Origin of the sequence: Bacillus sp. RCC_6_1 (assembly GCF_041360755.1) — a bacterium.
Lineage (GTDB): Bacteria > Bacillota > Bacilli > Bacillales > Bacillaceae_G > Bacillus_A > Bacillus_A cereus.
The window spans coordinates 236,411-254,066 of the sequence record NZ_JBFUPV010000005.1; the positions used below are offsets into that span (position 1 = coordinate 236,411).

Genomic DNA, 17,656 nt, shown 5'->3' on the forward strand with positions numbered 1-17,656 from the left:
AAACAGTGTACATATTTATAGGGGAGAAGATGTAAATGAAAGTTTTTATAAAAAAATTTCCACCATTAGAAGTAGCATATATAAGACGAACTGGTAGCTACTTTGAACCACAAGATCACTGGGGAAAGTTACTGAATTGGTCAATTGAAAATAAACTTTATCCACCAGAGCAATCATTTATCGGAATATCATTAGATAATCCTGAACTTGTTGCAAGTCATAAGTGCCGGCATGATGCATGTGTTACGATTCCTGAAAACTTCGATAAAGAAAAGTATCATGATGTGCAATTTAAAAGATTAGATGGAGGTACATATGGTCTATACCAGTTCTATGATGAACCTCATAAATTAAGTGAAGCGTATCAATACATGTATGCAGAGTGGCTACCAAATAGTGAGTATGATGCAGATTATGATAGAGATAATTTAGAGTTTTGCTTAAATAATGTTGCTGAAGATCTAGATGGAAAGTTAAAGGTTAATTTATTTGTGCCAATTAAAAAGATATAAAAAACAAATAATTTCATTTGTAGCTTTAAAATGAAATTGGAATAGTAGTGAAAGAAAAACTTTTTTTGAAGATAATATTTCTAGCGTAGGAATTTAAGTATGTAGGTTGCAATGAAAGGAGAATCCACATGGATACATTTGTAAATGACAAGTTTTATGAAACGAGAGATCAATTAGTTGAGGAAATTAATTTGTTGAGTGATGCTCAATTTAATAGGAAACCAGATAAGGATAAATGGAGTATTGCACAAGTTTGTCATCATTTAGTTTTATTAGATGAGAGAGTTATAACAGTTATTTCATCAGGATTAAAAAAGTTAGATAGTACCCAAAATGAGCGTAAAGAAATTCACACTATTTTATTAGATAGAACGAAAAAGTTTATAGCTCCAGAAATGATTGAACCAAGTAAAGAACCATTTGAAGTGGAGCAAATGCTCAATATGCTAAACGAATCAAGAAAAGAATTGATGCGTTTCCTGAGTACAATAGAAGATGAGTCTATATTAGCGAAAAAAGCAGTGATGCATCCAGCTCTTGGAGAATTATCCCTTGATCAGTGGATAGAACTGATTTATTTACATGAACAGCGTCATATTTCACAAATAAAAGAGATAAAATTACTTTGTGAAATTGAAAAGTAAAAATCATTCCCTATTTATTGATGCGTATTATAAACAGGGAAAACGGTTGATTCATATTGATTCAGAAGAAAACAAAAATAGAATGAAATTAGTTGAAAGTAACCAATAAGCTTAAGAAAATATGAAACTATCCGATTTTCTGTATAAGTGTAACCCCGTCTTAAATGAAGAGCGGGGTTATTTTTTTGGAAGTATTTTCATTGAGAAGGAAATACTTCGACAATGAAATTCAAAAAAATAATCATCATAACATATTTTATATGCGAATTTTAGTAAATTGAAATAATGATTTTATGATGATGAATGATATGTCCTTATTTTGAAAGTACTCTTCACACGCTTAAGGAAGGGGGATTCTGTCAGGAAACGATAAAATACAATTCTGTTAGGGGATGTATGCAATTTATTCTCTTTATTTTGCAACAGAACCACCTTCAAAATTATCTTTTGTAGTTGAAGTTTCCTGAATAATAAGTTACATTTTTAAAGTTCAAGCAACTTTATGAAAGTACAAAAAGGGGAGAAATATTATTATTATGCAAAAAATGAAATGGAAGAACTATGTATGTTACTTTGTAATTCTATTACTGCTTGGAACAGCAGTAATAGTCAAACCACCTATCTCTAAGGCTGAGGAATCTGAAGTTAATATCACATTGTTAGGTACTGCAGATATTCATGGTAGATTTATGCCTTGGGATTATGCGCTTGATGGAGCAAATATGAGTGGAAGTTTGACGCAGCTTTATACGGTTATAAAGAAGGTCCGTCAAGAAAATCCAAATACCATATTAGTAGATGCTGGGGATACAATTCAAGGAAACTCAGTAGAATTATTCAACGATAAACCACAATCGCCAATGATGGTAGCGATGAATACAATGGGATATGACGCCTGGGCATTTGGAAATCATGAATTCAATTTTGGATTAGATACATTGAAAAAAGTTAGTGAGCAATATAAGGGAAAAACGTTAGCAGGAAATATTTATAAGGAAAATGGAGAGCGCTTTCTTCCTGCATATACAATTGTAGAAAAAGGTGGAATTAAAGTTGGGATTATTGGTATGAATACACCAATGATTAGTGATTTTGAAAAAGGGACAGATCACTTAGATGGTTTAGTGGTGAAAAATCCGGTAGAAGAGACGAAAAAGGCAATTAAGGAATTAGAAGGTAAAGTAGATGTAATGGTAGGAGTTATGCATATGGGATTAGAAAATGAGAATGGTATCCCTGGTACTGGTGTTCAAGATATTGCAAATGCTTGTCCGGAACTAAGCGCTATTTTTGCGGCTCACATGCATAAACTTGTAAAAAAAGAAGTTGTAAATGGCGTAATTATTACAGAACCAGATAAATATGGAACACATATTTCACGTATTGACCTTACTTTTACAAAGCAAGATGGGAAGTTGACTTTAAAAAATAAAACTGCTACCGCTATACCTGTAAAAAATGCTGATGGAACAACGATATTATCTGATCCTACACTTGAAGAAGCATTAACACCTTTTCACGAATATGCGAGAGGAGATGCAAATGTTGTAGTCGCTCAATTAAAGGGTAGAAATCTTGTTCCTGAAAATGAAATAAAGGGTATTCCAAGTGTTCAGATTCAAGAAACACCTTTATCAGATTTCTTTCATGAAGTCATGCTCTACTACAGTAAAGCGGATGTAGTAGCCCATCAAATTGATAATGATTATGCCCGTTTAGATACAGGTCCTATTAAGAAAAAAGATATTGCGTACAATTACCAATATGCCTTGGGAGAAATTACAGTATATAAGATTTCTGGAAAAGATTTAAAAGACTATATGGAATGGGCAGCAGGATATTTTAACTCATCTCGTGCCGGAGATGTAACCGTTAGCTTTGATAAAACCCGCCGTGCATCTAAATACAGTACGAACGATTTCTTTGGAGGCGTAAAATACGAAATTGACTTAACAAAACCATATGGAAGCAGAATTACAAATTTACGCTCTATTCGTACAAACAAACCAATCAAAATGAGCGATGTTATGACGCTAGGAATGAATGCATATAGAATGGAGGCTCTTCAGGCAAAAGGGGGAGCTTTAGAGGGGCGTAAGTTTGAACAAATTTGGTCATCTAAACAAGAGAATGCATTTGGAGAAACAGGCGGAACCATTCGTAACCTTGCTATTACATATTTAAAAGAGGTAAAGAATGGTGTATACACTCCAAAAGTTATGCGTAATTGGAAAATTACTGGTGTAGATTTACATTCTTCAGAGCATAAGGCTGTAGTTGATCTCGTGAATAAAGGGATTTTAGAAATTCCAAAAACAGAAGACGGAAAATACACAAATATAGCATCTATAAATACGAAAGACTCAATTTCAAAAGAAGAAATTGTAGCACTCTCACAAAAAGCAAATATTAATCCAAATGAGTTTAATCATACAAAGACAAAAGGTGAATTTTATAAAAAACTTAATAGGATTACTAAAAAAATATAAATTATAAGGTTTCTTATAGTAATTGTTATTTTAATAGCATTAAACCCACTCTTACAATAGTAAAGAGTGGGTTTTTATGTTGTTATTTAGATGTAAGTATACTTTTATTAGAATGAATATAGATAATTAATAACTAACCAATTGGATGAGCGTCTATAAGGATTCTCTTTTATTCGAATTAATGTACATATGTGTTCCGTTCATTATTTATAATATTGACCACAATTTATGTAATTTTGCATAATGTTACATAAATTTCGTATTTTCTCTTTTTTCCGACAGAAATAGACAGTATACTTTGTACAAGCTTTCTATTTCAAAAATTATACGAGGTGAAATAATGAAAAACAAAAAGACATTAACTAAGGTAGCATTAACAACAGGATTAGCTTTAACAGCTGTGGCACCATATGGCGTAGGTCATGCAGAGGAAACAGATCAACTACAAGTTCAAATTCAAGAGGAATCGTTCCGTTCGGGTGAACTTACACAACCGTCACAAAAGGCACCAGAAAATGTAGTAAAGGATGCACTTAAGGAGAAAACAGAACAAGCTCTGTCCCAAAAACAAGTCAATGGAGAAGCAGGAGTAGATTATAAAGTTCTTCAAAAACGTGGTTCGTATGATGGAACTACACTTGTGCGTATGCAACAAACATACGAAGGAAAAGAAGTATATGGCCATCAATTAACTGCACACGTAGATAATAATGGTGTTATTAAAAGTGTTTCAGGTGATAGCGCGCAAAATTTAAAACAAGAAGAATTGAAAAAACCTATTAATCTATCAAAAGATGAAGCAAAACAATTTATTTATACGAAGTACGGGAACGATCTCAAGTTTATTTCTGAGCCAGAAGTTAAAGAGGTTATTTTTGTTGATGAAAATAATGGACAAGCTAAAAATGCATACCAAGTTACCTTTGAAGCTGCAACACCAAACTATGTTTCTGGTACTTATTTAGTAAATGCACAAAATGGTGATATGTTAAAAAATATGGTACAAGAATCTAACTTAAAAGCCAGTGACAAACTAGTTGGAGCTTTAAAGAAAAGTAAACAAAGCAGTCTTACATCATTAACTGGAACAGGAAAAGATGATTTAGGTATTTCTCGTTCATTTGGTATCTCTAAACAAAGTAATGGCAAATATGCTCTTGCTGATTATACAAGAGGGCAAGGAATTGAAACATATGATGTGAATTACAGAGATATTACTAAAGAAGAAAGCTATTATCCTGGTACATTAGCGACTAGTACTTCGGCAACATTTAACGATCCGAAAGCAGTAAGTGCTCATTACTTAGCAACAAAAGTATTTGATTTTTATAAAGATAAATACAAGCGTAATAGCTTTGATAATAAGGGACAAAAGGTAGTTTCAGTTGTACACGCTTGGGATTCTGAAGAGACGAATGATCCGAAAAATTGGCAGAATGCATTAAGTGCTAATAATGGAAGTATGCTTGTATATGGCGATCCTATTGTTAAAGCATATGACGTAGCTGGACATGAATTTACACACGCTGTTACTTCTAGCGAATCTAATCTTGAATATTACGGAGAATCCGGTGCGATTAATGAGGCATTATCTGATATTATGGGAACATCTATTGAGAAATACGTAAATAATGGAAAATTCAACTGGACAATGGGAGAACAAACGGGATCTGTTTTCCGTGATATGGAAAACCCAGCTTCTGTTCCATCTTCACTTGGAGTACCTTATCCAGATGATTACAGTGAATTTAACGATTTTAATGGATGGGATCAAGGCGGTGTTCATTTTAATTCAAGTATTATTAATAAAGTTGCGTATCTCATTGCGAAAGGCGGAACTCATAACGGAGTAACTGTTAAAGGAATTGGTGAAGATAAAATGTTTGATATTTTCTATTATGCAAATACAGATGAGTTAAACATGACTTCTAATTTCAAAGAATTGAGATCAGCATGTATTCGAGTGGCAACTAATAAATATGGTGCGAATACAGCTGAAGTTCAAGCAGTTCAAAAAGCATTTGATGCAGCAAAAATTAAGTAATTTAGAAATATAGTTCTCATTCATATATTAATACATTATGAAAAACAGCTAATGTCATTTTAAGGATATTAGCTGTTTTTTTACGTAGCAATGTATTATTGAAAATAAACTGACTAAGCAATAATGAGGCGCTTTCTCTTTAAGAAGTAGTGACAAATCAATAAGGTTTAAAGTGTATAAAAACAGAAAATTAATAATATATTGACCTCTTAGTAGAAAGTCTATAAAATGAAAGCGATAACAAACGATTGCTTTAAAATGATTTCCCTGATCTTTTAGTATTTACAAATATATGAAGGCATAAACAAATCTATTTTTTTAAGCGTTAATGCAAACGCTTTCGTATTAAAAGGTCATTGAAATACATACGTGAAAATAGCCAATATGGAGGTGAAGTTAAAGAGATTTCTAGATAAATTTAAGCAGTTTTATTCAGTAAAAGCATAATAAATCGTTAGTAATATTTGAAGAAAGGGTGTATGTGGTGCAAATTACAAAAAGATTAATTAACAAAACAGTTTTATTACTTACTTTAATCATTATGTTATCATCTGTTTTCTCTTTTCAGAGTGTGAAGGCAGTTTCAAATTCGAAAACAACTGAAATTATCATTCATTACAAAGAAAAGCTTGGAAATACAAAAGACTGGAATCTTTGGTTATGGGGAGAAAATGCAAATGGTACATCTTATGAATTTACTGGTGAAGATGAATTTGGAAAATACGCGAAGATAAAAATAGACGGTGACTATAATCGTGTAGGATTTATAGTTCGAACAAATGAATGGGAAAAAGATGGTGGGGATCGTTGGATTGAAAATATAAAGGACGGTCGTGCTGAAGTATGGATTCTTTCGGGTGATGAAAAAGTATATAACTCTAAGCCTTCATCGGATCTCTCAATTCAAAAAGCAACTATTGATAGTTTCAATGAAATTACTGTAACGACTAATGTCCCGTTTCATATTAAGGAAAAGAAAATTGAAATTGAAGGCATTAAAATTAAAAATATTACTCCTTATGATACAAACAGTGGAGATATTACTAATAAGGTTAAAATAATTACGGAACAGAAAATTGATTTAAAACAAACATACAAAGTTAAAATTGAAAACTTAGCTGATACGAATACTGAAATTGGTAAAGTCATTCGTAGCGAAGAATTTGATAATTTATTTTATTATGGTGGCAACGATTTAGGAAATACATATACTCCGCAACATACAAAGTTCCGTTTATGGGCTCCTACTGCAAGCGAAGCGAAGTTAGTTACATATAAAAACTGGAACGATAAAATAGGTGCTGAAATAAACATGCAACAAGGTGAAAAGGGAACTTGGACAGCAGAACTAAAGGGGAACCAAAAAGGGCTCTTTTATACGTATAAGGTCAAAATTGGTGATAAGTGGGCTGAAGCGGTTGATCCATATGTGCGTGCTGCTTCTGTAAATGGCGATAAAGGTGCAGTCGTTAATTTAGAAGAAACAAATCCGAAAAAATGGAAAGCAAACAAAAAGCCAAAATTTAAAAATCCGGAAGATGCTATTATTTATGAGTTACATGTACGCGATCTTTCCATTCAACCTGAAAGTGGTATTAAACAGAAAGGGAAGTATTTAGGTGTAACAGAAAAAGGAACAAAAGGGCCAGGAGGTGTAAAAACAGGACTTGATCATATAAAGGAGCTTGGTGTTACTCACGTTCAGTTTTTACCGATATTTGATTATGCTTCAGTAAATGAAGAGACTTTAAATGAACCGCAATATAACTGGGGATATGATCCTAAAAATTTCAACGTTCCAGAAGGCTCCTATTCTACAAATCCTTATGAGCCAACTGTTCGAATAACTGAATTAAAGCAAATGGTTCAAACACTACATGATAATAATCTTCGAGTAGTGATGGATGTAGTATATAACCATATGTATAATGCTGCTGAATCTAATTTTCATAAGTTAGTTCCAGGTTATTATTATCGTTACAATGAAGATGGAACATTTGCAAATGGAACTGGAGTAGGAAATGATACTGCTTCAGAAAGAAAAATGGTGAGGAAATTTATGATAGATTCCGTAACATATTGGGCAAAAGAATACAATTTAGATGGATTCCGTTTTGATTTAATGGGTATTCATGATTATGAAACGATGAATGAAATACGTAAAGCTGTTAATCAAATTGACCCTTCTATTATACTACACGGAGAAGGATGGGATTTAAATACACCTCTTGCAGCTGAGTTGAAAGCAAATCAAAAAAATGCAGAGAAAATGAAAGGGATTGCTCATTTTAACGATAATATACGTGATGGGTTGAAAGGTAGTGTATTTGAGGAAAAGGAAAATGGTTTTGTAAATGGAAAGCAAAACATGGAAGATCGTATTAAAAAAGGCATTACAGCAGGTATTGACTATGATACAAATTCGTCTACCTATCAAGATCCTGAACAGGTATTAACTTATGTGGAAGCACATGACAATCATACATTATGGGATAAACTTGAGTTAACTAATCCAGGTGACAGTGAAGAAATGCGAAAACAAATGCACAAATTGTCTTCTTCAATTTTATTAACATCACAAGGGATTCCATTTTTACATGCAGGGCAAGAGTTTATGCGGACGAAATACGGTGATCATAATAGTTACAAATCTCCAGATTCAATTAACCAGATGGATTGGCTGCGCCGTGCAACGTTTAATAATGAAGTAGATTATATGAAGGGTTTAATAGAATTACGCAAAAAGTACTCAGCTTTTCGAATGACATCTGCAGAGCAAATAAAAACACACGTATCATTTATTGATGCTCCGAAAAATACTGTAGCTTATACAATAGAGGGGAATAAAAATGAATACTTTACAGTGGCTCACAATGCAAATAGAGAAGCTGTTGAAATAACACTTCCATCGAAAGGTCCTTGGAAAGTACTAGTAGATGGGAAGCAGGCGGGAAGTACACCACTTTATGTTGTCCATGACAATAAAATTAAAGTTCCTGCATTAAGTTCATTTGTCTTAAAAACAGAGAAACCGATTAAATAAAAGCGAAGAATGTGGAAATAAATACTGCATTGAGCAAATTTAACAAGGATTGCAAATAAAAAAAGCGAAATGAAGATTATTCTCACTTCGTTTTTAAAGTTAATGTAATATAATTTCACATACTGTAATTATATTACAATTTAATAAAAGAAATAAGCAATAGATTATTTCTTTTGTGACAGTAGGAGGAGAAGATATCTTTGAGTTTATTTATAAAATTACCTGAAATACATTCGTAATTCATATAATGTTTATTATATATTCGAACATATAACGAACTAGATGTTCGAGTTGTATTAATTCCTACAAATCGTTTAAAAATAACAAAGGCGTAAAAAGTATATGGAATTAAAATAGAGAAAAGACACCATTCAAGGTGTCTTTTCTCTATTTTGAATATGAAATGTAAGTAACTCGATTGTATGTAATAGTATGTGATATTTTCACACTAACTGATTAAGAAAAATTTAAAACTCTTTTCTTAATCTATTTGTAATAAATTACATCATAAAATTTTATCGATATAATAAATAAAACTTTCTCAACATTATTTGATTTAATAACTATATTCAACCGCTCTCCAATCCATTACAATAATTTCACATTGGAAATACATGAATATTCTCAATGTTATAAATGGTTTATACCTTATAGGATTACTATGGGAAAGGATGTGAAATATCCAAAAAGAAATCATTTTTTATGATGAAATAAAAAATTTTAATGAAGAAAAAGTTATTTCATTATTTTCAAGTTTCGTTAAAGTGCATGTATTTATAATCACTATGAGACAAGGAGCAGAATCCGAAAAAATTTTTGTAAATTAGAAAATTGCATTTCAAAAATAAGTTAAACGTTTATGGAGGGTTATATGAGCGAGAAAATTTATTACTGGTCTCCGATTAAGCATTGGGAGAAGTTGCATAATGAAGTTTTGATAGGGGAAATGAGATTTACAGGTATTCTGTCTGAGTGGTTTCCAGATTTTTATTTTATGGCTCAAAAAGGTGTGAAAATTAGTGAACTAGTAGAGCGCTTTTCGTTAGGAAATGTAGAAGAGACACAAAAAAACATAGAGCTCATGATAAAAAATCGTGTGTTAGTAAGTAATATATTACACCCAAGAGAAGTATTTTCTTCACAAGAAAAGATTTTTTCAAATCCATATAGCAACCAGATTCGCTTTTCTAAAGAAAAGTTAGATAAGTATATGAGTGAACAATTAAATCGCACGCACGTTGCTGCACGGTCGACCGAAATTCAACTTGAAACAACAAATGAGCTACCTACTATAATCAAGGAACGTAGGTCTTGTCGTCAATTTGATATGGAAAAACATATTAGTTTTTCGGAATTTTCCCGATTCTTATCAACTCTAAAACAGGTTAGGGAAGAAAAAATATACTATCATTACGCAAGTGCAGGCGGGCTCTATCCCATTGATATCTTTGTTTATGTAAAACCAAAACGTATAGAGGATATGAAAGCTGGATTTTATTATTATAACCCATCAAAAAATAGTCTTGTGATTGTAAACAACATTGATCAAGTAATCAAAAGTGATCATGAGTTAATTAATCAGGATTTATTTACTCAATCTGCCTTCTCAGTTTATTTGGTTTATAATGCGAACGCTTCCATCCCGAAATACGGTTCAGATGGATATTTATTTGCTTGTATTGAGTCAGGCATTATCACTGCTACCTTAAATATGGTTGCTGAGACATTAAATTTAGGGGTTTGTTCAGTTGGTCATATGAAATTTGAAGATATTCAGCAATTTTTATGTTTGGATAGTCATCAAGTGTTTCTCCATGGGCTTGAAGTTGGCTTGAAAATTAACGAGTAGAAGAAATGAATATTAGGGGGATAAAGATAAAAATGCACATTAAAGATCGAAGTTCGATTCATGAAAATAAAGAAGTAGAAGCGTTTTGGAAGGAGCAATTATCTTCCGAGATTCTCGATTTTTCTGTATTTAAATTTAATAGCGATTACCAACTAAATAAAGAAACACCTTGTGAATACGTTCAAGTCATAGTGAATGTAGAATTTAGTAAAAGTATACAAAAAATAAGTAAGTCTCAAGATTTATTATTATTTAGCTGGTTTCAAGCCGCTTTAAGGGTTTGTTTGGCACATTATACAGATCAAGAAAGAATTACTATTGGTATTCCTATAATTGAAAAGAATCTTGAACAAAGTGAGAATCTTAATAAGTTGATTCCTTTAGGAAGTGAAATCCAGCCGCATCACACCTTTAAACAATTAGTAAATGAGATTGAACAAACGACTTTATTCGGGTATGAAAATCAGGAGTATCCGCTCTCTGAATTATTAGTTAAACACAATTTAACTCCTTTTCAAATTGTAATCGGGATGGAAGGATTACATAATGAAAATTCGCTAGAAGAATACGCAGAGAATAATTTAGCCCTATGGATACGAAGAAAATGGAATGAAATACATAATGAATTTGAATTTCAAATTTCTTGCAAGTCCCGTTCATTCTCTTCTTTGCAACAGTTTGCCAATTCGTATTGTTATGTTTTAAAGCAAGTTTCACAAAATCCGAATTTGGCATTGAAAGATATTTGTATTATTGCAGAAGAAGAAAAAGAGTTGTTAGAAGGATTGAATACTTTTCAAACAGGCATAGACTTGTTTCAATCATTTCAAGATTTGTTTGAAGCGCAAGTATTAAAAACTCCAGATCAAATTGCTGTTGTTTGTAATGATCAATCTTTGACATATAGAGAATTGAATAAGAAAGCGAATCAATTGGCTTCTATTCTTCAAAGTAAAGGTGTTTCAAAAGAAAGTATTATTGGCGTTATGGTAAATCGGTCATTAGAAATGATTATTGGTATGATGGGGATTTTAAAAGCAGGAGCAGCCTATTTACCAATAGACCCTAACTACCCAACTGAACGAATTGAATATATGTTACAAGATAGTCAAGCAAAATATTTACTTAGTAAGCGAACAGAGGAAGTATTGCCACAATTTGCAGGTGAAGTACTGTATCTTGATAAAGAATATCTTTTTCAAGGTGAAGAAAGTAATTTAGTACGAGAACATAATCCTAATGATTTAGCTTATGTTATTTACACATCAGGATCGACAGGAAATCCAAAAGGGGTAATGATAGAACAAAAATCGCTAGTTCATTTTTTAAATGTAATGAGAGAAAAAGTAAAAGCTAATCAATCATTCTTGTTTCTTGCTAGTGTATCTTTTGATATTTCCTTGTTAGAAATATGTCTTCCTTTAACGCAAGGTTCAAAAGTAGTAATTGCTACAGAGGACCAGTTTGCAACAAAAGAATTGGCTCATTTGGTCAAAAAACATAAGGTGGATTTATGGGAATCAACGCCATCGCGAATGGAAGTGATTTTGAGTGATCCAGAAGGGGCGATTTTTCTAAAAGATTTAAAATCTATTTTATTAGCAGGAGAATCATTTTCCATTGATTTGGTTGAAAAAATTCGTTGTATCAGTGAAGCAACAATTTTAAATATTTATGGTCCCACAGAAACAACCATTTGCGCAACAGTAAAAGAGTTGAGCACTTCCAAAGAAGTTACGATTGGCAAACCTAACCCGAATTATCATTCCTATATATTGAATAAGTATGGCCAATTAAAACCATTTGGAATTCCCGGTGAACTCTGCATTGCTGGCGTAGCGGTAGCACGAGGGTATCTTGGTAAAAATAAACTGACAGATGAAAAGTTTGTACCGAGTCCTTTTGCGGCAGGGGAAATGATGTATCATACAGGTGATCTCGTTCGTTGGTTGCCTAATGGAGAACTTGAATATTTAGGTAGAATGGATCATCAAGTGAAAATTCGGGGGTATCGGATTGAATTAAGAGAAATCGAAACTCAATTAAGGGAATATCCAGAAATAAACCAGGCTATCGTTGTTGATCAAGTGTATGGAAATAGGAAATTATTAGCTGCCTACTATGTATCGGATAACAAGGTGTCTTTTGGTGAAATCAGAAAATATTTAAGTGATAAATTACCTGAGTTTATGATTCCTGAAAAAATGATTCAGGTAGAAGAGATTCCATTGAATCCAAATGGAAAAGTGGATAGAAAAAGATTGTTGGATATAACACAAACAGATTATGTATCAATTCCATACGTTGCTCCGCGCAATGAAATTGAACAAAAATTAGTGCGTGCATGGGAAAAAGTTATGGAGATCGAGGGAATCGGTATTCATGATAATTTTTTTGCATTAAAAGGAGAATCTATTAAAGCACTTCAGGTAATTAATTTATTAAGAAAAGACGGCTTAAAAATAAGTACAACAGATTTTTTTAAGCACCCCACAATCGCTCAACTGAGTTCTTGTGTAAAGCTAGAGCATAAAGAGGAAAACCTTGAAAGTAGACCAACTCATGTTAAAGATTTGTCTAAGCCATTTTCCTTAACAGAAGTTCAGACCGCGTATATGATAGGACGGAATTCACAGTTTGAATTAAGTGGTATTTCCCCTCAAACATATTTTGAATATGAAACAGCATTGGATATCAATCGTCTTTCAAAAAGTTTTCAAAAGGTAATTCATCGTCATCCAATGTTGCGAGCTGTAATTTTACCAGAGGGAAAACAGCAAATATTACAAAGCGTTCCTGATTACGAGATTGAAATAGTGAGTCTCATAGATTTAGATGATAGGAATCAACATGCTCGCTTACAAGAAGAGCGTTCTCGAATGACTAACCATGTATTCCCTTTGGGGCAATGGCCTTTGTTTGAATTGAAAGCTTTTCTTTTAAAAGAAGACACGTATTTATTATGTTTTCGATACGATGCTTTATTAATGGACGGAGCAAGCATGAACATTGTTGGACAGGATTTGTTGCATTATTATTATAAACCAAATCAAAAATTAGAATCTTTATCTTTTGATTTTCAAGATTATATGTTTATCTATGATGAAATGGAACAAAGCGAAGAATATAAAACAGCAAAAGATTATTGGACAAGTAAGCTTCCTGACTTTCCATTTGCACCTTCTTTGCTGTTAAAAAAGGATCCAGCAGAGATTGCTACTCCTAAATTCCAATCACTTACAAAAATCCTGGATAATAAAAAATGGACAAAGCTACGAAAGTTAGCACAAGAGAAAGAGGTAACGCCTTCCGCTCTACTTTGTACAATATATGGTGATGTGTTGGCATATTGGAGTAATCAACGTCGATTAGCAATTAACTTGACTGTATTTAACCGTTATCCTGTTCATGATGAAGTAGAACAGATTGTTGGAGATTTCACATCACTTATTTTATTGGATGTTGATGTAAAACCAGAGCAAACTTTCTTTACTAGAGTAAAAGAAACGCAAGCTACTTTATTAGATGGCCTTGAACATCGTCATTACGATGGAGTTAACTTTATTCGAGATTTTACTCGATATCATCAAATGACGCCAAAAGCAGTTATGCCAATCGTTTTCACCTCGATGTTAGCAGGTGCAGGTGCTTTCTCTTGGGAACAACTTGGTTCTCTTCGCTATATTCATGCTCGGACTCCACAAGTGTATTTGGATAATGTAGTAATTGAAAAAAATGGAGAGTTATTAATTAGCTGGAACTATGTTGAAGAGTTGTTTGATGTTGATGTAATAGAAGCAATGTTTTCCCAATTTGTTGACTTATTGGAACAATTGGTGAAACAAAGCGATATAACATCTTTGCATATGAAAGAATCGGATCAAACTCTAATTAAGCAATACAATGAAACAACAAAAAAAATACCTTCAACTACTCTGTATCAATTATTTACAGACCAAGTAAAACGTACGCCGGATGAAGTAGCGGTGGTATTTGAACAAGAATGGTTAACATACTCGGAACTTCATAAACGTTCTAATCAAATTGCCCACTTCTTAAAAGAGCAAGGTATTGGTCTAGGTGACAAAGTGGGTCTTTTAGCAAAAAGGCGAGTTGACACAATTGTTAATATGTTAGGTATTTTAAAATCAGGTGCCGCTTATGTTCCGATTGATCCCGATCATCCTTTAGATCGCCAAACATATATTTTAAAAAATAGCTCATGCAAGCTTTTATTAGAACCTAGTCTTTATGAAGAAAATCATTTGTCATTTTATACAACAGAAGATATGCCCGCTATTGCTGGTCCAGAAGATATTGCCTATATTATATACACTTCAGGAAGTACAGGAAAACCAAAAGGAGTAATTATTACTCACCAAGCGGTTACAAATACTATTCAAGACATAAATCAAAAATATGAGGTGAATGAAGATGATCGTATTATTGGTATCTCTTCCATGTGTTTTGACCTATCTGTATACGATATTTTCGGAGCTTTAAGCACAGGTGCAATGTTAGTAATGATTCGTGATCCGAGAGACATGCAAGAATTAATCCGCACTGTCGAACGTAGAGGGATTACAATTTGGAATACAGTGCCTGCAATCATGGATTTGGCATTGGAGCAAGTAGGTTCTCATTTTGAATATCCTTCTTTACGTTTAGTTTTACATAGTGGAGATTGGATTCCGCTTTCTTTACCAGAAAAAATAAAACGACATTTTCCGATTGCAGAAGTAGTCTCACTAGGAGGGGCAACAGAAGCATCGATTTGGTCAATTTATTATCCGGTCAAACAGGTGGAATCACATTGGAATAGTATTCCATACGGGATGCCCTTGGCAAACCAAACGTATTATGTGTTGAACTATGAAAAGAAAATGTGCCCTGTTGGTGTAATTGGAGATTTATATATCGGGGGAGTGGGCCTTGCTAAAGGATATTTAAATGATGAAAAGAAAACAAATGAAGCGTTTGTGTCACATCCTGATTTTGGTCTTATATATAAAACAGGAGATTGTGGAAAAATGCATTCTGAGGGATATATTGAATTTTTAGGCCGCCAAGATTACCAAGTGAAAATTCAGGGATATCGAGTAGAGTTAGAAGAAATCTCTCATTGTCTTCTAACTTATAAACAAGTCGAACATGCTATCGTAATTGATCAAACAGATGAGAACGGAATAAAATTTTTAGTAGCATATGTGGTAACTGAGCAAAATATTAGTACAACAGAACTACGAAAGCATTTGCGAGATCACTTGCCAGATTATATGATTCCTTCTTATTTTGTTTATTTGGACCAATTACCCCTGACTCCAAACGGGAAATTAGATAGAAAAGCGCTACCTACTCCGGAGAAACAAAAAAATGAAGTATTTATTGCCCCAAAAACTGAAATGGAAAAAATATTAACTAGTATTTGGCAAGAAGTACTCAAAATAGATCAGGTTGGAGTAAATGATCATTTCTTCGCCTTAGGTGGAGATTCGATAAAAGCGATTCAAGTGTCCGTCAGACTGTATCGACAAGGATTCGAGCTTGAACCAAAAAATATATTTTCATTTTCTATATTAAGGGACATGGTTCAATTTGTTAAAAAGCTAGACCAGTTTTCAAGTTCACAAACAAATGATGTAAACATAATGAACGATAATAAAGCTACATTACTAAATGTTAAAGATAAACAACTTAATCAACATACACTTAACAAAATACAAGAAAAAATGCCGGATATAAAAATAGAACGTATTTACCCGTTAGCACCTTTCCAGGAAGTTATTTATGAGCATGCTACGAATGAACCTGATACAAATGCATATTTTGAACAAACAATTTGGGCACTTGAGGGGGAGCTGGATATTAAACTCTTTATTCAGTGTTTCCAACAATTAGTTGATCGTCATGATTCTTTAAGAACAATAATTGTGCAAGATGAACAAGCAAAACCTTGGCAAGCTGTTCTATATGATGTTCAAATAAATTCAGAAATAAAAAACTTGATTGAGATGACGAAACAAGAACAGCAAGAATTCCTAAAACAGTGGATGAATGAAAATTTAAGTCGAGGATTTAAAAATGATGAACTTATGACACGTCTCTGTATATTCCAACTAGGTAATAACGAGCATAAAGTAATTTGGAGTTCCCATCATCTATTATGTGATGGTTGGAGCGTCAGCATTTTGATAGACGAATTATTCCAGCTCTACGAAACTACAAATGCCGGAACTACGGCGGGGTTACCCATGGTAAAACCTTTTGAAACATTTATAGATTGGACTTTGGCACAAGATCATGAGAAAGCACGTCATTTTTGGCGAGATTATTTATCAGGATACAATCAGAAAATTAGTATTCCTAAAAAGAAAGTCCCATCTAAAAGTGAAGGGTTAAACTTCACTTTTATGGATTTAACATTAGACAAGGATTTGACTGATCAGTTACAGACATTTGTAACTAAAAATAATATAACTATGAATACGGCATTACTAGCTGTATGGGGAATATTGCTTGGCAAATTCAACGGAACGAGAGAAGTAGTATTGCCTAATCTAGTATCAGTCAGACCTCCCGAAGTAGAAGGAATTGAAAATATGTTCGGTCTGTTCACAAATGTTTTGCCTATCCGATTAGCATGGACAGAAACGCAATCTTTTGTGGACTTCCTGCAAAAGGTACAACTAGAGACATTGAAATGTAATGAGTATGCATACTATTCATTTGTTGATATACAAAAGCAAAGTGAATTAAAAACTGAGTTGACTGACCATCTTTGGGTTTTTGAAAACTATCCAACTAATCCAGCAATCTTTTCTTCAAATGAAAACAGACATTTTGCTATCACGGATTACGAAGTTGTTGATGAGCCACATGTAAAGTATGGAATTATGTGCTTCCCTGAAGAAAGACTTACAATAAAGTTTGGATATGATCAAACCGTATATGAAGCAGAGAAAATACAGGAAATATTAAATCACATCCATGGGTTAATCAACACGATTCTTCAAAATCCAATACAAACAATTTGTGATTACAAATTATAAAAAATGAAAAGGCGAGCAAGAACTCG

The 17,656-nt window shown here is 33.0% G+C and carries 7 protein-coding genes; all 7 read left to right on the forward strand.

Annotation, left to right across the window (positions count from 1 at the left end; genetic code table 11):
* Nucleotides 1-35 precede the first annotated feature (35 nt).
* The 7 genes from AB6801_RS17810 to AB6801_RS17840 all read left to right on the forward strand — a co-directional run bounded on the left by AB6801_RS17810 (nucleotide 36) and on the right by AB6801_RS17840 (nucleotide 17,630).
* Complete coding sequence (locus AB6801_RS17810) at nucleotides 36-512, forward strand: AraC family transcriptional regulator (protein WP_000862354.1); 477 nt, start codon at nucleotides 36-38, stop codon at nucleotides 510-512.
* 128 nt (nucleotides 513-640) lie between these two features.
* Nucleotides 641-1,156 (forward strand): DinB family protein, encoded by a 516-nt coding sequence (locus AB6801_RS17815; RefSeq protein ID WP_097813679.1) that lies wholly within the window; start codon nucleotides 641-643, stop codon nucleotides 1,154-1,156.
* 536 nt (nucleotides 1,157-1,692) lie between these two features.
* The gene (locus tag AB6801_RS17820) at nucleotides 1,693-3,645 is read left to right on the forward strand and encodes a bifunctional metallophosphatase/5'-nucleotidase (protein WP_001171075.1); all 1,953 of its coding nucleotides are present in this window, start codon (nucleotides 1,693-1,695) and stop codon (nucleotides 3,643-3,645) included.
* Nucleotides 3,646-3,985: 340 nt separating this feature from the next.
* Complete coding sequence (locus tag AB6801_RS17825; protein WP_000791453.1) at nucleotides 3,986-5,689, forward strand: M4 family metallopeptidase; 1,704 nt, start codon at nucleotides 3,986-3,988, stop codon at nucleotides 5,687-5,689.
* Nucleotides 5,690-6,173: 484 nt separating this feature from the next.
* Complete coding sequence (gene pulA, locus AB6801_RS17830) at nucleotides 6,174-8,732, forward strand: type I pullulanase (RefSeq protein ID WP_097995317.1); 2,559 nt, start codon at nucleotides 6,174-6,176, stop codon at nucleotides 8,730-8,732.
* An 871-nt stretch (nucleotides 8,733-9,603) separates the two neighbouring features.
* Entirely contained in the window at nucleotides 9,604-10,581 is a 978-nt protein-coding gene (locus tag AB6801_RS17835) for a SagB/ThcOx family dehydrogenase (RefSeq protein WP_116291444.1), read from the forward strand.
* Nucleotides 10,582-10,613: 32 nt separating this feature from the next.
* On the forward strand, nucleotides 10,614-17,630 hold the full coding sequence (locus AB6801_RS17840) for a non-ribosomal peptide synthetase (protein WP_167320193.1): 7,017 nt from the start codon (nucleotides 10,614-10,616) through the stop codon (nucleotides 17,628-17,630).
* Nucleotides 17,631-17,656 lie beyond the last annotated feature (26 nt).

What these genes read in the sequence shown, in the direction of transcription:
- AB6801_RS17810 (WP_000862354.1), top strand. Translation starts at nt 36, where the DNA reads ATGAAAGTTTTTATAAAAAAATTTCCACCATTAGAAGTAGCATATATA.
- AB6801_RS17815 (WP_097813679.1), top strand. Translation starts at nt 641, where the DNA reads ATGGATACATTTGTAAATGACAAGTTTTATGAAACGAGAGATCAATTA.
- AB6801_RS17820 (WP_001171075.1), top strand. Translation starts at nt 1,693, where the DNA reads ATGCAAAAAATGAAATGGAAGAACTATGTATGTTACTTTGTAATTCTA.
- AB6801_RS17825 (WP_000791453.1), top strand. Translation starts at nt 3,986, where the DNA reads ATGAAAAACAAAAAGACATTAACTAAGGTAGCATTAACAACAGGATTA.
- AB6801_RS17835 (WP_116291444.1), top strand. Translation starts at nt 9,604, where the DNA reads ATGAGCGAGAAAATTTATTACTGGTCTCCGATTAAGCATTGGGAGAAG.
- AB6801_RS17840 (WP_167320193.1), top strand. Translation starts at nt 10,614, where the DNA reads ATGCACATTAAAGATCGAAGTTCGATTCATGAAAATAAAGAAGTAGAA.